19 protein-coding genes are annotated in these 19,559 nt (G+C 71.2%); 13 read left to right on the forward strand and 6 right to left on the reverse strand.

What is annotated here, in order from left to right:
* Positions 1-44: 44 nt before the first annotated feature.
* Together EPY72_RS20195 and EPY72_RS15570 are read right to left on the reverse strand one after the other, a co-directional pair.
* Positions 45-206, reverse strand: a complete 162-nt coding sequence (locus tag EPY72_RS20195; RefSeq protein WP_455429245.1) for a DUF7560 family zinc ribbon protein — start codon at positions 204-206, stop codon at positions 45-47.
* A gap of 106 nt (positions 207-312) precedes the next feature.
* Positions 313-948, reverse strand: a complete 636-nt coding sequence (locus tag EPY72_RS15570; RefSeq protein WP_135807015.1) for a helix-turn-helix domain-containing protein — start codon at positions 946-948, stop codon at positions 313-315.
* Between the two features lie 257 nt (positions 949-1,205).
* Here EPY72_RS15570 and EPY72_RS15575 point away from each other — a divergent pair, with 257 nt between their 5' ends.
* The 11 genes from EPY72_RS15575 to EPY72_RS15625 are packed head-to-tail and all read left to right on the forward strand — an operon-like array spanning position 1,206 to position 12,786.
* Positions 1,206-1,781, forward strand: a complete 576-nt coding sequence (locus tag EPY72_RS15575; protein ID WP_135807016.1) for a hypothetical protein — start codon at positions 1,206-1,208, stop codon at positions 1,779-1,781.
* On the forward strand, positions 1,781-2,440 hold the full coding sequence (locus EPY72_RS15580) for a QcrA and Rieske domain-containing protein (protein WP_135807017.1): 660 nt from the start codon (positions 1,781-1,783) through the stop codon (positions 2,438-2,440). Before EPY72_RS15575 ends, EPY72_RS15580 begins: the two co-directional genes overlap by 1 nt.
* Positions 2,440-3,945 carry a cytochrome b gene (locus tag EPY72_RS15585; protein ID WP_135807018.1) on the forward strand — a complete coding sequence of 502 codons (1,506 nt, stop codon included), beginning with the start codon at positions 2,440-2,442 and terminating at the stop codon, positions 3,943-3,945. The genes EPY72_RS15580 and EPY72_RS15585 overlap by 1 nt, the downstream gene beginning before the upstream one ends.
* Positions 3,938-4,150, forward strand: coding sequence for a DUF8120 family protein (locus EPY72_RS15590; RefSeq protein ID WP_135807019.1), 213 nt, complete (start codon positions 3,938-3,940; stop codon positions 4,148-4,150). The genes EPY72_RS15585 and EPY72_RS15590 overlap by 8 nt, the downstream gene beginning before the upstream one ends.
* Positions 4,147-7,083 carry a nitrate reductase subunit alpha gene (gene narG, locus EPY72_RS15595; RefSeq protein ID WP_135807020.1) on the forward strand — a complete coding sequence of 979 codons (2,937 nt, stop codon included), beginning with the start codon at positions 4,147-4,149 and terminating at the stop codon, positions 7,081-7,083. The genes EPY72_RS15590 and narG overlap by 4 nt, the downstream gene beginning before the upstream one ends.
* Positions 7,080-8,156 carry a nitrate reductase subunit beta gene (gene narH / locus EPY72_RS15600; protein WP_135807021.1) on the forward strand — a complete coding sequence of 359 codons (1,077 nt, stop codon included), beginning with the start codon at positions 7,080-7,082 and terminating at the stop codon, positions 8,154-8,156. Before narG ends, narH begins: the two co-directional genes overlap by 4 nt.
* Before the next feature lie 44 nt (positions 8,157-8,200).
* Positions 8,201-9,028 carry an ethylbenzene dehydrogenase-related protein gene (locus tag EPY72_RS15605; RefSeq protein ID WP_135807022.1) on the forward strand — a complete coding sequence of 276 codons (828 nt, stop codon included), beginning with the start codon at positions 8,201-8,203 and terminating at the stop codon, positions 9,026-9,028.
* Positions 9,025-9,738: a molecular chaperone TorD family protein gene (locus tag EPY72_RS15610; protein WP_135807023.1), complete on the forward strand. Its 714-nt coding sequence runs from the start codon at positions 9,025-9,027 to the stop codon at positions 9,736-9,738. The genes EPY72_RS15605 and EPY72_RS15610 overlap by 4 nt, the downstream gene beginning before the upstream one ends.
* Positions 9,735-10,631 (forward strand): DUF8068 family protein, encoded by an 897-nt coding sequence (locus EPY72_RS15615; RefSeq protein WP_135807024.1) that lies wholly within the window; start codon positions 9,735-9,737, stop codon positions 10,629-10,631. The genes EPY72_RS15610 and EPY72_RS15615 overlap by 4 nt, the downstream gene beginning before the upstream one ends.
* The gene (locus tag EPY72_RS15620; protein ID WP_135807025.1) at positions 10,628-11,455 is read left to right on the forward strand and encodes a HEAT repeat domain-containing protein; all 828 of its coding nucleotides are present in this window, start codon (positions 10,628-10,630) and stop codon (positions 11,453-11,455) included. The genes EPY72_RS15615 and EPY72_RS15620 overlap by 4 nt, the downstream gene beginning before the upstream one ends.
* A gap of 2 nt (positions 11,456-11,457) precedes the next feature.
* Positions 11,458-12,786, forward strand: a complete 1,329-nt coding sequence (locus EPY72_RS15625) for a P-loop NTPase (RefSeq protein ID WP_135807026.1) — start codon at positions 11,458-11,460, stop codon at positions 12,784-12,786.
* Positions 12,787-12,797: 11 nt separating this feature from the next.
* Here EPY72_RS15625 and EPY72_RS15630 read toward each other — a convergent pair whose 3' ends face one another.
* Positions 12,798-14,456: a threonyl-tRNA synthetase editing domain-containing protein gene (locus tag EPY72_RS15630; RefSeq protein WP_168216056.1), complete on the reverse strand. Its 1,659-nt coding sequence runs from the start codon at positions 14,454-14,456 to the stop codon at positions 12,798-12,800.
* 37 nt (positions 14,457-14,493) lie between these two features.
* Positions 14,494-15,279: an HAD-IIA family hydrolase gene (locus EPY72_RS15635; RefSeq protein ID WP_135807028.1), complete on the reverse strand. Its 786-nt coding sequence runs from the start codon at positions 15,277-15,279 to the stop codon at positions 14,494-14,496.
* A gap of 105 nt (positions 15,280-15,384) precedes the next feature.
* On the opposite strand from EPY72_RS15635, the gene EPY72_RS15640 reads away from it, so the two are divergent.
* Together EPY72_RS15640 and EPY72_RS15645 are read left to right on the forward strand one after the other, a co-directional pair.
* Complete coding sequence (locus EPY72_RS15640; RefSeq protein WP_135807029.1) at positions 15,385-16,392, forward strand: DUF7490 domain-containing protein; 1,008 nt, start codon at positions 15,385-15,387, stop codon at positions 16,390-16,392.
* Complete coding sequence (locus EPY72_RS15645) at positions 16,389-16,664, forward strand: DUF8060 family membrane protein (RefSeq protein WP_134671843.1); 276 nt, start codon at positions 16,389-16,391, stop codon at positions 16,662-16,664. Before EPY72_RS15640 ends, EPY72_RS15645 begins: the two co-directional genes overlap by 4 nt.
* A gap of 1 nt (position 16,665) precedes the next feature.
* On the opposite strand, the gene ppk1 is transcribed toward EPY72_RS15645, so the two are convergent.
* Positions 16,666-18,912: a polyphosphate kinase 1 gene (gene ppk1 / locus EPY72_RS15650; RefSeq protein WP_394346151.1), complete on the reverse strand. Its 2,247-nt coding sequence runs from the start codon at positions 18,910-18,912 to the stop codon at positions 16,666-16,668.
* Positions 18,804-19,544, reverse strand: a complete 741-nt coding sequence (locus EPY72_RS15655; protein WP_134671841.1) for a metallophosphoesterase family protein — start codon at positions 19,542-19,544, stop codon at positions 18,804-18,806. The genes ppk1 and EPY72_RS15655 overlap by 109 nt, the downstream gene beginning before the upstream one ends.
* Between the last annotated feature and the right edge of the window lie 15 nt (positions 19,545-19,559).

The following is a 19,559-nucleotide window of genomic DNA, read 5'->3' on the forward strand; positions in this document are numbered from 1 at the left end:
CGCGGCGATTTCGGCACGCGTCACTCAGAGTGGGTCGGCGACGATCACTCTGATCGGCAAGCGTCGGTCGCCCGGAGAAACGCGTTAGACGAGACCGGCGTCTCACACAGGACGCACCCAGTGGTCAGCAATTCCGACCGGATGTCGGCGTCGACGATCACCTGCGCCGTACACTCCGGACAGTCGAAGACGTACTCCGGTGCCACGGTGACCCCGTTGGCTCACACCACCGCCCGAACCTGAATAACCCCCGTCCCCACATCGTGTGGGCGTTGAAACCTCCGGCGGCGTCGATCGGCCCGCCGCGCCGGCTCAGGCTTCGAGGACGGAGGTGAGGATCTTCGACTGGGCGGCCGAGAGGTGCTCGGCGAACGTCGAGCGGTTGATGCCAAGCGTCTCGGAGATGTCGGTGGCGTTCGCGCCCTTCGGGTGATCGAAGTACCCCATCTCGTGGGCGGTCTCGAGCACCTCGCGCTGGCGACTCGTGAGCTCCGTGCGGTCGACGAACACGAGGTCGTCCGAGCCCTCCGCGGACGTCGATCGAGTGAGTCGCCGGAGCGTGACTCCGTCGTAGGTCTCTCGGAGCGCCGAGACGATCTCCCGGAGCGCGCCGATATTCGAGGCGACGAACGACAGCGCGATCGCCCCCTCGTTCGGGTCGAGGTGACGGACCGGACAGCCGTGGCTCTCGACGAGTTCGCAGGCACACTCCGGAGTCGCGCCCGTCGGGCACTCGAACCGGTAGATCACCTCGTCGCCGTAGTGAAACACCTCGGTGACGTCGTCGAGGTCGGCGGCCGCCTCGGCCGTGAACTCGACGGTCACGGCGTCGCCGGTCCGCCCCGACCGCGAGACCGACTGGATCCGTGCCGACTCCGAGGCGCTGGCGATGCGGCAGACCGAACGATCCTCGACCGCGAGTTCGGCGTGAACGCCCTCCTCGGACATACGTGAAGGTACCTCCGTCGGCAGGATAAAAATTCTACCGAACGGGTTAGTCACACCTATTACCGACTGGGAATCGCGACCCGACCGGCTCGGGACTTAAACCCCCAGTATACGATGGTCCGTGGGTTACCGGCGTCGAGTCGGAATCTCAAACCGAGGGGAACTATGGCTCGAACCACAGTCCCATCGGCCGGACCGGGCGCGGGTCGGGAGCCGTCCGACGCCGTCGACCGCCGGCGTCCGCGGGGTGGTCGCCCGTGAGGCGCGAGACGGTCGTCGTCGCCCTCCTGATCGCCGCCGTCCTCCTGCCGATGTGGTACGTCGCGCTGCACGGGGAACCGCCGAGCGAGGAGATAGCGATCGACCGGGGCGTCACCGAGATGCGGCCGCTGGGTGACATCGTCGACACGCCCGAGAAGCTCGCGCCGAGCCAGGTCGGCGTCATCGTCTGGGTCGCGCTGTTCGGGCTGGTCGGGGTGCTCACCGCGGTCCACCGGTTCATGAACTCCGCGGTCCGGCCCGACGACGGCGAGCCCGAACCGGTCGCCGACGGCGGGGCTGTCGGCCTCCCGTGGTTCCGGACCGACGACCGGTGGGTGGTCGAATATCACGACGCCTCGGACGCGATCGAGGGGATTCTTGCGATGGGCGGGCTCACCGTCCTCGCCATCGTCTTCGCCGCGCTGTTCACCGGCGAGTACCTCACGCTCGCGCGGACCCAGTACTTCGGCGTGTACGCCGCGGGGATGTTCGTCTCGCTGGCGCTGCTCACGGTCGCGTACTACGCGTGGTTCCTCCCGCACGTCGAGGTCGCCGAACGGAGGACACACTGATGGGACCGAACACCGAATCCGACGACTGCGACGGCTGTTGTACCGACTGCGGGACCGACGCCGACGCCGACGCGGGCGGTCGGCCCAGCATCTTCACCGACGCCCGGGCGTCGATGGAGCGACGTGACTACGCGAAACTGCTCGCGACCGCGGGCGGGCTGACCGCGGTCGGGAGCCTCGCCGCGCCGCTGGCGGGGCTCACCCGCGTGTTCGAGCGGTCCTACACCGGGCCGATCTACTCCGAGGGGATCAACCTCGTCGACGGCGAGGGCGAGCCGATCTCCGAGTCGGCGCTGTCGGAAGGCGAGAAGATGACCGTCTTCCCCGAGCCCCGACCGGGGATCGAGAAGGCGCCGACGCTGCTGGTTCGGCACCCGGAGGACGCCTACGGCGGCGAGACGAACATGGAGTTCACGGTCGCGGGCTACGCGGCCTACTCGAAGGTCTGTACCCACGCCGGCTGTATGGTCTCGGACGAGGACGGCGAGACGCTGGTCTGTCCGTGTCACTTCGGGAAGTTCGATCCGACGGCGGGCGCCGCGGTCGTGGGCGGGCCGCCCTCGCGGGCACTGCCCCAACTCCCCATCACGGTATCGAGCGACGGATATCTGGTCGCCACGGGCGACTTCGAGGGGCCGGTCGGCCCCGGGGGTGAGTGATGTCCCGAGCCGACCGGCTGACCGAGCGAGCGACCGGCGCCGGCGACCGGGCCTACGCGTGGCTCGACGACCGGTTCGACCTCGATCGGGGTCGGTCGTTCCTCGGGAAGGCGTTCCCCGCGGAGGACTCGTTCCTGCTCGGGGAGGTCGCGCTGTTCTGCTTCGTGATGCTCGTGCTCACGGGGATCTTCCTCGGGATGTTCTTCGAGCCCTCGACCAGCGGCGTCGAGTACGAGGGCAGCGTCCAGAAGTTCCAGGGTCAGGAGGTGCCCGAGGCGTTCGCGAGCGTGCTCCAGATCACCTACGACGTCCCGTTCGGGATGTTCATCCGGCGGATGCACCACTGGGCCGCCCACCTGTTCGTCGCGGCCATCGGGCTCCACATGCTCCGAGTCTTCTTCACCGGCGCGTACCGCAACCCCCGCGAGCCCAACTGGGTCGTCGGCACCGGACTCGCCGGGCTCGCGATGGGCGCGGCCTACACCGGCTACGCGCTGCCGTTCGACGAGTTCGCCGCGACCGCGACCGGGATCGGCTACAACCTCGCCATCTCGGTCCCCGTCGTCGGGGAGGTGATCGGCAAAGTCGTGTTCGGCGGCCAGTTCCCGTCGAGCGCCACCATCCCGCGGCTGTACTTCCTCCACGTCCTCGTGATCCCGGCGCTCATCGCCGGACTGCTCGCGGTCCACATGGTGATCCTCGTCCGCCAGAAACACACCGAGGCGCCCCGCGACGGCGACGTTCCCGGTCCGGGGGCGGCCAGCCGATCGGCCGACGCGGAGACCGGCGCCCGATCGGCCAATCCCGGCACGACCGCCTCGGACGGCGAGCCGGCGATCGGCGACGGCGGGACCGCGACCGCCGACGCGACGGTTTCGGCGGACGACGACGGCGTCGTCGTCGGCCTGCCGGCGTTCCCGAACCAGGCGGCCGTGAGCGCGGTCGTCTTCTTCCTGACGCTGGCGACCCTGTCGGCGCTGGCCGGGTTCCTGCCGGTCCACAACATCGCCGAATACGGCCCGAACGACCCGGCCGGGACCCCGGAGCTCATCATGCCCGACTGGTTCCTGATGTGGGTGTACGGCTTCCTGAAGCTGCTGCCGTCGTGGCTGAGCTTCACGATCCCGGTGGTCGACGTCCACGTCTCGACCGAGTTCGTCGGCGGCGTCGTACTCCCGACGCTCGTGTTCGGCGCGGTCGCGATCTGGCCGTTCGTCGACTCCCGCGAGGAGCCGACCCACTTCACCGCGAATCCGCTCGACCGGCCGCGCCAGACCGCTGTCGGGGTCGCGGCGGTCCAGTTCGTCATGATCGCCTCGATCGCGGGGATGAACAACCTCCTCGGACGAGCGATCGGGGTCGGCACTGGGGTCGTGAACCCGATCCTCACGGTCGCGCTGGTGGTCGTCCCGATCGCTTCGGGCCTGGTGACCTACCGGGTGCTGGCGGGCGGCGACGACCGGGAGCGCGCCGACGAGACCGCGGAGGTGAACGGGGATGACTGACGGCCCGACCGCTGACCCCGACGCCGCGGGCGTCGCACTGTCGGCGAGGACGTATCGACACCTCGACCGCGCGAGCAAGCTCCTCGGCGTCGGGCTGGTCGCGCTCGGCCTCGACGCTGGCGGCGACACGCTCGCGGGGCTCGCGCTCGGCGCGGTCGGCGCAGCGCTCGCACTCGCGACGGTTTTCCTACGGAGAGACGAATGAGCCGAAACTCACTCGACGACCAGACGACAGGCGAATCGGACCACGAGGAGCCGACCGACACCGCCCCGGACGTGGGCGACCCGCCCGGCGACCCGACGGAGTCGCCCGGCGTCTCCCGAAGGGGGTTCCTCGAAGGCCTCGGGGTCGCGTCGGTGCTCGGCCTCGGTAGCGCGGCGGCCGACGACGACCTGTTCCGGATGGACGGGCTGGAGACGGTCGAGGACCCGATCGGGGAGTACCCGTACCGCGACTGGGAGGACCTCTACCGCGAGGAGTGGGACTGGGACTCGGTCGCCCGCTCGACCCACAGCGTCAACTGCACCGGGAGTTGCTCGTGGAACGTCTACGTCAAGAACGGGCAGGTCTGGCGCGAGGAGCAGTCGGGCGACTACCCCCGATTCGACGAGAGCCTCCCGGACCCGAACCCCCGGGGCTGTCAGAAGGGGGCGTGTTACACCGACTACGTCAACGCCGACCAGCGCATCAAACACCCGCTCAAGCGGGTCGGCGAGCGCGGCGAGGGCAAGTGGCAGCGAGTCTCGTGGGACGAGGCGCTCACCGAGATCGCCGAGCACGTCGTCGACGAGGTGCAGGCGGGCCGGTACGACGCCATCTCGGGGTTCACGCCCATCCCGGCGATGAGTCCGGTGTCGTTCGCCAGCGGCTCGCGGCTCGTCAATCTGCTCGGGGGCGTCTCTCACAGCTTCTACGACTGGTACTCGGACCTGCCGCCGGGCCAGCCCATCACCTGGGGCACCCAGACCGACAACGCAGAGAGCGCCGACTGGTACAACGCAGACTACATCGTGGCGTGGGGATCGAACATCAACGTCACTCGCATCCCGGACGCGAAGTACTTCCTCGATGCGGGCTACGACGGCACCAAGCGTGTCGGCGTGTTCACCGACTACTCTCAGACCGCGATCCACACAGACGAGTGGGTCAGCCCCGAGCCCGGCACCGACACCGCGCTCGCGCTCGGGATGGCTCGGACCATCGTCGACGAGGGGCTGTACGACGAGGCCCACCTCAAGGAGCAGACCGACATGCCCCTGCTGGTCCGTCAGGACACCGGGAAGTTCCTCCGGGCCAGCGACGTGCCGGGCGTCGAGACCGACGCCGACCGCCCGAAGTGGATGCTCCTGATGGTCGACGAGGACGGCGACCTCCGGGAGACGCCCGGCTCGCTGGGCGAGCGCGACGGCCAGACGGACTACTCGGCGAGCATCGAACTCGACTTCGACCCGCGACTCGACGCCGAGCGGACCGTCCGGACCGACGACGGCGAGGTCGAAGTCCGGACCGTCTGGAACGAGCTCCGCGAGGAGCTCGCGGAGTACGGCCCCGAGACCGTCCACGAGGAGACCGGCGTCGGCACCGACACGTACCAGCGGCTCGCCCGGGAGTTCGCCGAGGCCGAGAAGGCCAAGATCATCCACGGCAAGGGCGTCAATGACTGGTACCACAACGACCTCGGCAACCGCGCGATCCAGCTCCTGGTGACCCTGACCGGCAACATGGGCGAGCAGGGAACCGGCCTCGACCACTACGTCGGCCAGGAGAAGATCTGGACGTTCGACGGGTGGAAGTCCCTGTCGTTCCCGACCGGGAGCGTCAGGGGCGTGCCGACGACGCTGTGGACGTACTACCACGCCGGCATCCTCGACAACACCGACCCCGACACCGCCGCGAAGATCCGCGAAGCCGTCGACGAGGGGTGGATGCCGGTCTACCCCGCCGAGCGCGAGGACGGCTCGCGGCCCGACCCGACGACGATGTTCGTCTGGCGGGGCAACTACTTCAATCAGGCGAAGGGCAACGTCGCGGTCGAGGAGGAGCTGTGGCCGAAGCTCGACCTCGTGGTCGACATCAACTTCCGGATGGACTCGACGGCGATGTACAGCGACATCGTGCTCCCGACCGCGAGCCACTACGAGAAACACGACCTCTCGATGACGGACATGCACACCTACGTGCACCCGTTCACGCCCGCGGTCGAGCCGCTGGGCGAGTCCAAGACCGACTGGCAAATCTTCCGGGAGCTCGCCGAGAAGATTCAGGAAGTGGCGACCGAGCGGGGTGTCGAGCCGATCGCCGATCGGCAGTTCGACCGCGAGATCGACCTCCAATCGATCCACGACGACTACGTCCGGGACTGGCAGACCGGCGAGGCGGGCGCGCTCGCCGAGGACCGAGCGGCCTGCGAGTACATCCTCGAAAACTCCGCCGAGACGAACCCCGACGGCACCGACGAGCAGATCGAGTTCGCCGACACCGTCGAACAGCCCCAGCGCCTGCTGGAGGCCGGCGACCACTGGACCTCCGACATCGAAGAGGGGGAGGCCTACGCGCCGTGGCAGGACTTCGTGCAGGAGAAGAACCCGTGGCCGACGGTCACCGGGCGCCAGCAGTACTACATCGACCACGACTGGTTCCTCGAACTCGACGAGCAGCTGCCGACCCACAAGGAGGGGCCGACGAACACCGGCGGCGACTACCCGATGGAGTACAACACGCCCCACGGCAGGTGGGCGATCCACTCGACGTGGCGCGACAGCGAGAAGATGCTCCGGCTCCAGCGGGGCGAGCCCGTCGTCTACCTCCACCCGGAGGACGCCGCCGAGCGCGGCATCGAGGACGGCGACACCGTCGAGGTGTTCAACGACCTCGGGAGCGTCGAGGTCCAGGCGAAGCTCTACCCGTCCGGGGAACCCGGCACCGTCCGGCACTTCTTCTCGTGGGAGAAGTTCCAGTACGACAGCCGGAACAACTTCAACACGCTCGTCCCGATGTACATGAAGCCGACCCAGCTGGTCCAGTACCCCGAGGAGTCGGGCGAACACCTCTACTTCTTCCCCAACTACTGGGGGCCGACCGGGGTCAACAGCGACGTCCGGGTCGACGTGCGCAAGCCGGGAGGTGACGGCGAATGAGCAGTCAGGACACCACGACCGCCGCCGGCGAGGGCGAGTCCGTCGACCTCGCCGACGGGGTCGACCACCAGGTCGCGATGGTGATGGACCTCAACAAGTGCATCGGATGCCAGACGTGTACGGTCGCGTGCAAGTCGCTGTGGACCGAGGGCGGGGGTCGCGACTACATGTACTGGAACAACGTCGAGACCAAGCCCGGCGAGGGCTACCCCCGCGGCTGGGAGGAGTCGGGCGGCGGCTGGCAGTCGTCCGACCACAGCGAGCGCAGTCCCGGCGAGATCCCCGACAAGGAAGACTACGGCGAGTCGTGGGAGTTCAACCACGAGGAGATCATGTACGAGGGCGGCGACCAGCCGCTCCGGCCCCAGTCGGACCCCGAGTGGGGCCCCAACTGGGACGAGGACCAGGGCGCCGGCGAGTACCCCAACTCCTACTACTTCTACCTCCCGCGCATCTGCAACCACTGCACCCACCCCTCGTGCGTCGAGGCCTGCCCCAGAAAGGCGATCTACAAGCGCGAGGAGGACGGCATCGTCCTGATCGACCAGGAGCGGTGTCGGGGGTACCGCTACTGCGTCGAGGGGTGTCCGTACAAGAAAGTCTACTACAACGCGGCCCAGAAGACCTCCGAGAAGTGCGTCTTCTGCTACCCGCGGCTCGAAGGCGAGGGCCCCGAGGGCGAGACGTTCGCGCCGGCCTGCGCCGAGGAGTGTCCGCCACAGCTCCGGCTCGTGGGTTTCCTCGACGACGAGCAGGGCCCGATCTACAAGCTGGTCGAGGAGTACGAGGTCGCCCTGCCGCTCCACCCCGAGTACCGGACTCAGCCCAACGTCTACTACATCCCGCCGTTCGCACCGCCCCAGCACTCCGAGGACGGCGAGACGATCGACGTCGACCGCATCCCTCGGACGTACCTCGAAGAGCTGTTCGGCGAGCGCGTCCACGACGCGCTCGATACGATCGAGCGCGAGCGCGATAAGGTCGATCGGGGCGGCGACAGCGAACTGCTCGACATGCTGACCGACACCAACCCCGCGCGCAAGTACCGACTGGAGGTGTTCGACGATGCGTGAGCAGCGTCGGACTCGCCGGACCGTCGGTCCGGAGGTGTTCGACGATGGCTGAGGACCGCCTCCTCGCGGTCTGGGCGGCGCTCGCCTGCCTGCTCGTGGTGACGGGCGCGCTCGCGCCGACGCTGGCGTCGGCCCGCCCCGCGAACCAGATCCCGGTCGAGTCGGTCCGGGCCGACGAGAACCCCCAGCGGCCGACCGGCGAGGCGTGGGACGCCGTGCCCGCCGTCGAGGTGCCGATGACCAGCGCCCCGAGCGGACTGCCGAACGCCGACGAGACGTCGATCGAGGGGATTCGGGTCCAGTCGGCCGAGTCCGACGGTCGATTCTACCTCCGACTGTCGTGGGCCGACGAGACGGCCGACCTGAACGCCTCGGCCCCCCGGGAGTTCGCCGACGCGGTCGCGGTGCAGGTGCCGGCCAACACCAGCGTCCGCCCGCCGATCGCGATGGGTAGCACCCGCAACCCGGTCAACGTCTGGTACTGGCGGGGCGACGCCGGGACCGAGGAGCTGTTGGCCGGGGGCGCGGGGACCACGACCCCCTTCGAGCGGCCCGCGGTGAACGCCTCGGCGACCCACGACGACGGGCGCTGGACGGTCGTGCTCTCGCGGCCGACCGCGGCCGACGCCGCCAACAGGACCACGCTGGCGGTCGAGCGCGACGTCGACGTGTCGTTCGCGGCGTGGAACGGCTCGGAGATGGAGCGGTCGGGGCGGAAGTCGGTCAGCGAGTGGTACCACTTCCGGCTCGGCCCCGGCCCGCAGGGCCCGCCCTACGAGTCGATCCTGTGGACGATCGCGGGGCTCGCCATCGTCGGCGTCTCGCTGGTGACGATCCAGGCGGTCCGGAACACCGGAGGTGGAGCCGAATGACCGCCGACGCTCGCGAGGACCCACCGGTCGATACCGACCGCCTCGGCGCCGACGACCTCGACCGCCGGGCGGCCGCCCGCGGCGGGCTCTACGGGCTGCTCGCCACGCTGTTCGACGAGCCCGACGAGGCGACGTACGCCCGGCTGGCGGCCGGCGACGTCGACGAGACCTGCCGGGCGCTGGTCAAGGCCTCGGGGCTCGCGGTCGACTCGCCGGACCTCACCGTCGCCGAGGACCGCGAGACGCTGTGTGCCCGGTTCAACGACCTGTTCACCGTCGGCTACGCCGAGTACGAGGACCGGACCGATGGGTCGCTCGACAGCGAGGGGCCGCCGGTGTCGCTGTACGAGACCGCCTACCGCCCCGAGGCGTCGTGGAACGACGTGAACCTCGATCTGGCGCGGGCGTACGACTACTTCGGGCTCGACGTCGACGAGTCGGCCCGCGACAACCACGACTACCTCCCGTACCAGCTCGAGTTCGCGGGCTACCTCGCGCGCCGGGAGGCCGAGTCGTCGACGGACGCCGCGCGGGCCCGGCTCGACCTCCACGACCGCCACCTCCACGTCGTCGCGGGCGGCCTGGCCGACCGGCTGGCCGAGGAGTCCGGGACGAGCATCTACGGCGAACTCGCCGGCTTCCTCGACCGGCTGGTGACCGCCGATCAGGCCGCGCTCGCCGATCGTTTCGAAGGGGGTGACCCCGAGTGAGCCGCCGTCGAGCCGAGCGGACGGCCCGAACGCCCGGCGATCGCCTCGGGGCGCGTCTGGCGGGGCTCTCGGCGGTCGTGCCGGTCTCGCCCCGCGTCGTCGCCGGACTGCTCGCGGTCGTCCCGGTCGCCGGAGCGACGCTGTACCGGGTCGCGCACAACGCCCCCGGACCGGTGCCGGCCGGGGTCGCCGAACTCGCCGCCGTCGGGCTCCCGACGGCGGTCGCGGGCCCGGCGGTGGCGGCGCTAGTGCTCGCGGCGCTCGCCGACGCGCCCGGCGAGCGGGTCGGCCTCGCGTTCGCCGGCGGGTTCGGACTGCTCGCGATCGCGTCGCCGGCGGCGTGGTACCCCGCCGCGGCCGGAACCGTCTGTGGCGGCGCGCTCGCTGTCGCGGAGCGTGCGCGCCGCCTCGGGGCTGACGCGAGCCTGCGGAGGGCTTGCCGGGTCGGCGTCGGCGCCGTCCTCGCGACCGGCGTCGGCGTCTCGCTCGCGGCGAGCGCGGGCGTCGCGCCGGCGACGCTCCGTCCGATCGGGTCGGTCGCGGCGCTGGTCGGGATCGGTCTGACCCCCGCGCTCGTCGGCTGGGACCGGGCGAGCCTGGCGGCCGGCGCGCTCGCGGGCGGCCTGACGTTCGGGCTCGCGACGAGCGCCCCCTACGTCGCCGGGGCGGTGATGCTCGTCGGCGGCGGGGTCGTCGACGCGCCGCTCGGGCTCGTCGCGTTCGCGGTCGCCGGCGGCGTCGCCGGGATCGTCCGCGGGGGTCGGCGCCGCAGGCCCGACCGCTCGCTCGGGGCCGGACTGGTGGTCGCGGCCGGCGTCCCGGGAACGCTGCTCGGGGCGCTCGGCGTCGTCGTCGCGCTCGCGCTGCTCGCAGACGGGGGTGAGTCTGCGTGAGAGACGAGGAGGCGACCGACGGCCCGCCGGACCCGCAACTCGACCCCGAGCGGAGCCCCGGGTTCGACGCCGAGCCCGCGGGGCTCGAAGACATCGAGGTCGATCGGGACGTGACCATCGGCGAGGCAACGCCCGCGGAGCTCGCGGCCAGCGACACCGAGCCGGTCGCCGACGACGAGGTGGCCGATCTGCTCGACTCGCTCGCCGGCGACGAGGTCGTCGAGCGCCGGCGGGCCGCGCTGGCGCTCGCGGACCGCGAGCCGGCTCCAGCGATCGTCGAGGCGGTGTCGGCGGCCGCGAGGACCGACGACGACGCCGAAGTCCGGCAGTTCGCGGTCGAGGCGCTCGCGAAGCTCGGCGGGTCGGTCGCGGCCGAGACCGCGCTCGCGCTGACCGACGATCCCGAGCCGTGGGTCCGGGCGGAAGCGGTCGTCGCGCTCGATCGGCTCGATCGGGCGGCCCACGAGCCCGCCATCGAGGCGGCGCTCGACGACGACCACCACGCGGTCCGGCGGAACGCCGCGGTGTCGCTGTTCAAGCGCCGCGGCGAGGGCGCGCTGTCGGTCCTGCTCGGGCTGGTCGACGATCCGAGCGAGCGGGTCCGCGAGTGGGCCGCCCACCTGCTCGGCGGCATCGACGACGAGCGGGCCGAGGAGGCGCTGGCCCGACTCGCCGACGACGAAAGCGACATCGTCCGGAAGACGGCCGCCCGCGCACGCGAGGTCGACGCGGGTAGCTTCCGCCGGCAGTTCACCGGCGCACTCGAGGAGACCGATCGGACGCTCCCGGGCGAGGACGACCTCAACCGAACCCCGAACCTCTGACAATGACCGAGACCCCATCCACCGACCGCAACCGACCGAAGCCGCCCCAAGACGACTCGGACGAGACGCGACGAGACCCGCCCGACGACGCCTCGCTCGAAGACCGGGTCGAGGCCGCGCTCCGGGCGGTCAGGGACCCGGACGCCGACGTGACCGTCTTCGAAGCTGGACTGATCGAGTCGATCGACGTCGACGGGCGGGCGGCGACCGTCGAGGCCGCGGTCACCGAGTTCGACGAGTCGAGCGCGACCGCCGCGATGGAGGCGATGCTCCGGGCGGTCAGGGAGGTCCCCGGCGTCGAGAGCGCTCACGTCGAGCCGGTCGCGCCGACCGGCGACGACCGGACCGGCGGGGTCGCGGAGTTCGACACGGTGATCGCGGTCGCGAGCGCGAAGGGCGGGGTCGGTAAGTCGACCGTCTCGACCGGCCTCGCGTGCGCGCTCGCGGCCGACCGGCCGACCGGACTGTTCGACGCCGACATCCACGGGCCGAACGTGCCGTCGCTGCTCGAGGTCTCGGGCCCCGTCCGATCCGATCAGGCGGGCCGCCCGCTCCCGGTGGAGGCGTCGGGGCCGGACGCCGACCTCGACGTGATGAGCGTCGGCCTGATGGAGTCGGGCGCGCCGCTGGCGTGGCGGGGCGCGATGGCTCACGACGCGCTGACCGAACTGTTCGAGGACACCGCGTGGCGTGCCGACGACACGCTCGTCCTCGACCTGCCGCCGGGGACCGGCGACGTGGTGCTCACCACCCTGCAGGAGGTGCCGGTCGACGGGGTCGTGGTCGTGACGACTACCTTCCCCGCGAGCCTCGACGACACCGCCCGGAGCGTCGAACTGTTCCGCGACAACGACGTGCCGGTGCTCGGGGCGGTCGTCAACATGGGCGGGTTCACCTGTCCGACGTGCGGTGACGACCACGACCTCTTCCCCGGAAGCTCGCCTGCAGAGACGCTGTCTGCGCCCGTCCTCGCCGAGCTTCCGTTCGCGACCGAGTTCCAGGAGACGCCGGTGCCCGGCGAGCCGATCGCCGAGTTGGCCGGGGTCGCCGAGTCGGTCGCCGACGCCGCCGCGACCGCGTGGGACCCAGATCCGCCGGACGGCGCCCTCGACATCCGCGGGGACTCTCCGGAGCGGCGCCGCGAGCGCGTCGCCGAGCGCTTCGAGGCGCTCGACAGCGGCGAGACGTTCGCGCTCGTCAGCGACCGCGATCCCGCGCCGGTCAGAGAGTATCTCGCCGAGGTGACCGACAGCCGACCCTCCGATATCGAGGGGTTCGAGGTCGAACGCCGGACCCCCGACGACTGGGTGCTCACCGCCACCCGCCCGTGACCGAGCCGGGGTTACCGACCCCCCCGGTCCGCGAACCGCGGCCGCCGACTCACACGCCGGGGCGTCGACAGTCTGGATCGGGGCTTGTCGCCGACGGCCGCCGCCACCGCCTCGCGGAGCTGTGAGACCGTCAGTTCGCGCTCGGTCGCCTCGCGTCCGACGGTCACGTCGAGGGCGTCGGCGTCGCGCTCGCGGTCGCCGACGACCGCGTAGTACGGGACCCAGTCGGCCGCCGCGTCCGCGAGTCGGTCGCCGACGGTCGCCGTTCGGTCGTCGATATCGACCCGGACGCCGCCGGGGTCGAGGGCGGTCGCGACCGCCTCGCATCGGGCGAGGTGTCGGTCGGCGACCGGGACGAGCCGGACCTGCGTCGGCGCGAGCCACGTCGGGATCCCCGGCGGGTCCCGGCGGGCCGCGCTCGCGGCCAGCGCGTCGACCGCGCGGTCGAGCCGTCCGACCGGCGCACACCGCACGCGTCTGACCGGGCCGTCCGATTCCGGGCCATCGCGGTCGGGTGCGGCGCGGTCGAGCCGAACCCCGGCGACCGCGAGCGCACGGTCGTCGGCGTCTATCGTGAGCAGATCGACTGCGAGCGACCGCGAGCCGCGCTTCTTCTCGGAGACTTCGACGGGGACCGGCGCGTCGAACGCCCCGGCCAGTTCGGCGAGCCACGTCTCGTTGTCGGCGTAGAACGCCCGCGTCGCCCGAACCATCGGCCGGACGTCGAGGCCCAGCGCCTCGCTCGCCCGGCTCGCCACCTCGACGCCGGCTCGGAACGCCTCGCGGGCGCGCTCGGGGTCGCGCGTCGCGGCGCGGAGTTCGGGCGTCTCGCGGCCGGGATCGAAGCGCCACGCCGGCCGATCGGTCGACTCGACGCCCGGATCGGCGACCGACGGGGCGTCCCCGCCGGTTCGAACGCCGTCGACGCCGGCGGTCTCGATCGGCGCCCCATCGCGTTCGGCGGCGAGGTCCGCGGCGTACGCCGCCAGCACGTCCCGGACCACCGCGCCGCGGGGGAGCCACCGGAGCCCGCCGTCGTCGTCGGGCGAGTCGGCGAGTCCGGACTCGCGCAGGCGCTCGACCGCGAGCCCGTCGCCGCGGTCGCCCGCGAACGCTCCCGTCGGGTCGGCATCGAGGACGGCGCGGGCGTCGTCGAGCGCCGCGTCGAGGTCTTCGGGGTGGGTGAGCTCGCCGTCGGCTCCGAGCAGTCGGCGCTCGGTCGGCGGCGCCTCGCGGGCGTCTGCGGGGTCGATCCGGACCGATCGGCGCGCGAACGGGTGGCCCTTCGCCGAGAGGTCGAGCGCGGCGTGCCACCCGACCGGCGCGCGAACCACCTCGATCTCGGGAGCGATCGCGGCGTCGAGCCCCCGGAGGACGGTCCGGACGCGCTCGGCGTCGGCGGGGTCGTCGACGAGGTGATCAGCCGGCGAGAGGACGGCGCCGTCGGCGTTCAGGCGGTCGATCGCGGCCCGAAGCTCGTCGGCCGCGTCGGCGACCACCGCGTCGAGGGCGGTCGCGTCGGCCGACTCGACGCCGACGAACGCGGCCACGCAGTCGGTGAGCTCGCCCGCGGACGGAGCGCCGTCGGGCTCGGCGGCGTCGACCCCCGGCTCGACCGCCGTCGTCGCCTCGAACGCGACGCGGTCGGCGTGGACGAACAGCACTCGCATGTGCATCGAGACCGGTCGCGGCGCCAAAAGCGTGGCCCTACCGGTCGGCGAGCGCGGCCGGGAGGTCCGCGATCGACTCCAGCACGTAGTCGGGCGCCGGGTCGGCGGCCGCGGCGTCCTCGCGGGTCGCCACGCCGGACAGCACGAGCGCGGTCGTCATCCCCGCCCGTTCGCCCATCGCGAGGTCGGTGTCGAGGCGGTCGCCGACCACAAGACACGACCCGGCGTCCGCCCGGACGCGGTCGAGCGCCGCGGTCGCGGCCCGCTCGGAGGGCTTGCCGAGCACCGCCTCGGGGTCGCGGTCGGCCGCGCCGGCGAGCGCGGCCACGATCGCGCCCGAACCGGGCAACGGGCGACCGTCGACCGGGATCGTGCGGTCGGGATCGGTCGCCACGAACGTCGCGCCGTCGAGCGCCCACAGCCCGTCGCGCAGGCGGTCGTAGGTGAACTCCCGGTCGATCGAGCCGACCACGACCGCCGCGGCCTCGGGATCGTCGGTCAACGCGCGGTCGCGAGCCGCGAGCAGGTCACACAGCCCCTGCTCGCCGACGACGTAGACGGGATCGTCGGGGTGCTCGTCGGCGAGGTACTCGGCGGTGACGACCCCGGAGGTCAGCACCTCGCCGGGGCGAACCTCGAACCCGAGGTCGGCGAGCCACTCGCGGTAGGACGCGGGTTCCCGGGTGGGGTTGTTCGAGAACAGCAACACGTCGGCCCCGGTCTCCCGGAGTCGGTCGAGCGCGCCGATCGCGCCCGGGACGGGGTCGCCGCCCCGGACCAGCGTGCCGTCGACGTCGAGGACGACGCTTTCGAAGCCAGTCATCGAGCGGGGGTTAGGACCGCCGCCACAAGGGTCTGTGGCCCGCGGTCGCGTCGGTCCGATCGCCCGACCACAAAGTACTTGCCCGCCACACGTAACCGCACGAACATGAACCGCGAGACGATGCTGGCAGTCGCGATCGCCGCCGTCGTCGCGGTGTCGGTCGTCGCGGCCGCCGCGGTCCCGGGGGCGGTGGCGGACGCCGAACCCGAGGACGTCCGCCCGAGCTACCTCGACATCGAGGAGGTGTCGATCACCCCCGGCGAGGTGTCGGGCGCCACGGCGACGCTGTCGGTCGAGACCCGCCTCGACCACCGTGGCGGCGACGACGAGAACGTCACCGTCCTCGTCCGGGCGGTCCACCTCGACTCCGGGCTGGTCGAGACCACCGACGAGGTCGCGGTCCCGCCGATCTCGGGCGACCGCGAGGTGTCGGTGGTCCAGAACCTCTCGGTCGAGCGATCGGGCGGCTACCGGATCGAGACCGTGGTGTTCCGCGACGGCGAGCGCATCGGCGAGGGCAGTAAAGCGGTCCGGGGCGTGGGGACGCTCACCCCCGCCTACGCCGAGACCGACGTGCGATTCCACTGGCTCGGCGGCGAGTTCCCCGCCGTCGAGTACAGCGTCGCCGAGACCGACGGGAACCGCACCGTCCTGAACGTCTCGACCGCCCTCACCAACGACGGCGACGCCGCCTCCGAACAGCTCCGGGTCGTCCTCACCGCCCGGCAGGCCGACTCGAACATCGTCGCCGACCGCACGACCGTCCGGGTCGGCACCATCGCGCCGGGGCGGACCGCCTCGCCGAGCGCCGAACTCGAGGTGCCCGACGGCTACAACTACTACCTCGACGCGGTGCTCTGGAAGGACGGCGTGGTCGTCGGCACCGCCCGGAGCGCGGCGAACCTGAACCCGACCGAGACCCTCTCGGTCAACGAGACCGTCCGGGAGGTCGGCGTCGAGGTGAGCGACTTCGAACGCGGCGAGGACGCACCGAGGCGCGAGACGACCGAGGCCAGCTACGACGGCGGCGGCGGCGGAATCCCCGGATTCACCGCCGTCGGGGCGCTCGCGGCGCTCGTCGGCGCGGTACTGCTCGCACGGAGACAGACATGACCGAGACAGACGATCCGAACGCGACCGAGGAACCGGCTCCGTCGACCACCGGCTTCGACGTGCGGACAAACATCTACCGCGGCGCGCTGGGGCTTTTCGCCCTGCTCGCGGTCGTCGCGGTCGCGCAACTCTACGCCAGCGTCGGCGCGACTATCGACACGTTCATCTCGCGGCGCTACCAGCCGCTGTACCGGACCGCGTTCAATCTGGTGGTGCTTCTCGCGGCCGGGATCGGCATCTCGTGGAGCGTCCGCCGACTGAGCGGGGAGTGAGTCACCGCCGGTCGTCGAGCCGACGGGCGGCGTCTTCGGCCTCCCGCATGAACCGCTGTTGGGCCGCGCCGGTCGACGCGCCTTCCTCGGGGGTGACTCGCTCGTAGCTCCCGTCGGCGGCCATCTCCCATCGGTTCCGATCGTCCGAGAGCAACGCGTCGAGGAGCCGATCCAGTTCGGCCCGCAACGCCGGCGACTCGATCGGCGCCACCGCCTCGACTCGATTGTCGAGGTTCCGACTCATCCAGTCGGCCGACCCGAGGTAGTAGCCGGGGTCGTCGTTCGCGAAGCGCCAGACCCGCGAGTGTTCGAGGAATCGCCCGACGACGCTGTAAACGTCGATGTTCTCGCTGACGCCCTCCACGCCCGGTCGGAGCCGGCAGATGTCTCTGACCACGAGGTCGACGTCGACGCCGGCCATCGACGCCTCGTACAGTTCGGCGACGAGTTCGGGGTCCTCGAGCCGGTTCATCTTCGCGACGATGCGGGCGTCCTCGCCCCGACGCGCACACTCGGCCTCGTTCCGGACGAGGTCGACGAACCGCTCGCGCATGTTGCCGGGCGCGACCAGCAGCTTGCGGTACTGCTCGTGGAGCGAGTGGCCGGTGAAGTAGTTGAACAGCTTCACGAGGTCCTGGCCCACGTCCCGATCGGCGGTCAGCAGTCCGAGGTCCTCGTAACGCTTTGCGGTCTCGGAGTGGTAGTTGCCCGTCCCGACGTGCGAGTAGAGCCGGACCCGATCGCCCTCGTCGCGGACGACCAGCGACACCTTGGTGTGGGTCTTGTAGCCGATCGTCCCGTAGGCGACGTGGATGCCCTCGGATTCGAGCTTCTTCGCCCACTCCAGGTTGTTCTGCTCGTCGAACCGGGCCTTGAGTTCGACCATCACCGCGACCTGCTTGCCGTTGCGCGCGGCCTCGATGAGCGTCTCGATAATCCGCGAGTCGCTGGCGGTCCGGTAGATGGCGGCCTTGATCGCGAGCACGTCGGGGTCGCGAGCCGCGGATTCGAGGAATCGCTGGACGGTGCCTCCGAACGAGTGGTACGGGTGGTGGACGAGCACGTCGTCGTCCCGGATCGTGGCGAAGATGTCGTCGCTGTCGGCCAGCCGCGGGTGGGGCTTTGGAGTCCACTCGGCGAGCTTGTGGTCCGGGTACTCGAGGTCGGTCAGCGACGCGAAGTCCCGGAAGTCGAGCGGGCCGGGCAGTTCGAACACCTCCCGCTCGGTGAGCCCGAGCTGTTCGGTGAGCACCTCGCGGATCGCGGGATGGGCGTCGGACTCGATCTCCAGTCGGACCACGGTGGCGAATCGGCGCTCTTCGAGGACCTCCTCGATCATCTCGATGAGGTCCTCGGCGACCTCCCCGTCGCGGCCGACCTCCGCGTTCCGTGTCACCCGAAACAGCGAGTGGTCGACGAGTTCGACGTTCGGGAACAGCAGTTCGAGGTTGTCGGCGATCACGTCTTCGAGCAGGACGAACCGGTCGTCGGCGTCGTCACCGACCGAAACGAGCCGCGAGCGGTTCTGGGGCACCTTCACCCGCGAGAAAGTCGGATCAGCGCCGGGGTCCTCGCGGGTCAGCACCGCGAGCGACAGGCTCAGGTTCGAGATGTGGGGAAACGGATGCGCGGGGTCGAACGTCAGCGGCGTCAGCGTCGGCAACACCGAGCTCTCGAAGTACGTCCGCAGGTCGGCCCGCTCGGCGTCGGTGAGATCGTCGTACTCGAGGATCTCGACGCCGATCTCGGCGAGCGCGGGCCGGATCGCCTCGCGGTAGCACTCGGTCTGGCGCTCGAAGAGCGGCCGAGCCGTCTCCAAGACCTCGATCCACTGCTCGCGGGGCGTGCGGCCGTCGGGGGTGCGCTCTTCGACGCCCGCCGCGATCTGCTGTTTCAGCCCGCCGACCCGCTTGCGGAAGAACTCGTCGAGATTCGTGGTGACGATCGCGAGGAACTTGACCCGCTCTAGGAGGGGGTTGTCGTCGTCGAGGGCCTCCGCGAGGACGCGCCGCTGAAAGGCGAGCTCCGAGAGCTCGCGGTTGAGATAGAGGTCGGGGTCGGTCCGATCGAAGCAGTCGAGCGTCCCGTCGTCGGCCGGTGGTTCGGCGTCGCCGGCTATCGACTCGTCGTCCGCCATGACTACGGGATCACGGCGTCGCGGTCGCCGTCGGGCGCGACGACCTTGTCGTCGCTCCTGTCGAGGTACTGCTCGCGGGCCGGCACCGAGACGAACGCCCCGGCCGCACAGTCGTAGGCGGTCAGCTCGCCGCCGTGGACACAGCCGGTGTCGAGCGCGACCGCGTGCTCGCGCTCGGTCGCGCGCCCGTGGACGGTGTGACCGAAGAAGATCCGGGGCGGGCCCTCGTACTCGTCGTACCAGAGCGGGCCCTCGTAGGCGTCGTCGGCCCGGGGCGCGCGCATGTTCAGCAGGTCGGTCGCATCGTGGTCGGCCAGCGCCCGCCGGGGGTCGACGCCGCCGTGGACCACGAGCCCGCCCGGCCACGAGATCGCGACCGGGAGGTTCTCGACGAACGTCGCGAGCGACTCGGGGAGGTCGAGTCCGGTCTCTCCCCGGAGGTACTTCGCCTCGTTGTTCCCGAGCACGCTCCTGAGGTTCGGGCTGTCGCGGACGAGTTCGAGCACGCCCCGGGTGTCGGGGCCCTTCCGGACCAGATCGCCGACGAACACGACGAGGTCGTCGTCGCCGGGGTCGAGCCGATCGAGGAGGGCTTCTAGCTCCCGACGACAGCCGTGGACGTCGCCGACGACGGTGACGCTGTGCCACTCGTCGGCGTCGAGGCGCTCGTGGCGGGGCTCGACTGCGGGGCCGAACACCGGTCGGATCTCCGAATCGCGTCGCTCGGTCCGTGTAACTCCCATGTGATCGTCCAGCGG

This window comes from Halorussus marinus (assembly GCF_004765795.1).
GTDB classification, from domain to species: Archaea; Halobacteriota; Halobacteria; order Halobacteriales; family Haladaptataceae; genus Halorussus; species Halorussus marinus.

Bases quoted from the DNA above. Each gene is read 5' to 3' on its own strand.
- EPY72_RS15570 (WP_135807015.1), bottom strand. From the start codon at position 948: ATGTCCGAGGAGGGCGTTCACGCCGAACTCGCGGTCGAGGATCGTTCG.
- EPY72_RS15580 (WP_135807017.1), top strand. From the start codon at position 1,781: ATGGGACCGAACACCGAATCCGACGACTGCGACGGCTGTTGTACCGAC.
- EPY72_RS15585 (WP_135807018.1), top strand. From the start codon at position 2,440: ATGTCCCGAGCCGACCGGCTGACCGAGCGAGCGACCGGCGCCGGCGAC.
- EPY72_RS15590 (WP_135807019.1), top strand. From the start codon at position 3,938: ATGACTGACGGCCCGACCGCTGACCCCGACGCCGCGGGCGTCGCACTG.
- narG (WP_135807020.1), top strand. From the start codon at position 4,147: ATGAGCCGAAACTCACTCGACGACCAGACGACAGGCGAATCGGACCAC.
- narH (WP_135807021.1), top strand. From the start codon at position 7,080: ATGAGCAGTCAGGACACCACGACCGCCGCCGGCGAGGGCGAGTCCGTC.
- EPY72_RS15605 (WP_135807022.1), top strand. From the start codon at position 8,201: ATGGCTGAGGACCGCCTCCTCGCGGTCTGGGCGGCGCTCGCCTGCCTG.
- EPY72_RS15610 (WP_135807023.1), top strand. From the start codon at position 9,025: ATGACCGCCGACGCTCGCGAGGACCCACCGGTCGATACCGACCGCCTC.
- EPY72_RS15625 (WP_135807026.1), top strand. From the start codon at position 11,458: ATGACCGAGACCCCATCCACCGACCGCAACCGACCGAAGCCGCCCCAA.
- EPY72_RS15630 (WP_168216056.1), bottom strand. From the start codon at position 14,456: ATGCGAGTGCTGTTCGTCCACGCCGACCGCGTCGCGTTCGAGGCGACG.
- EPY72_RS15635 (WP_135807028.1), bottom strand. From the start codon at position 15,279: ATGACTGGCTTCGAAAGCGTCGTCCTCGACGTCGACGGCACGCTGGTC.
- EPY72_RS15640 (WP_135807029.1), top strand. From the start codon at position 15,385: ATGAACCGCGAGACGATGCTGGCAGTCGCGATCGCCGCCGTCGTCGCG.
- EPY72_RS15645 (WP_134671843.1), top strand. From the start codon at position 16,389: ATGACCGAGACAGACGATCCGAACGCGACCGAGGAACCGGCTCCGTCG.
- EPY72_RS15655 (WP_134671841.1), bottom strand. From the start codon at position 19,544: ATGGGAGTTACACGGACCGAGCGACGCGATTCGGAGATCCGACCGGTG.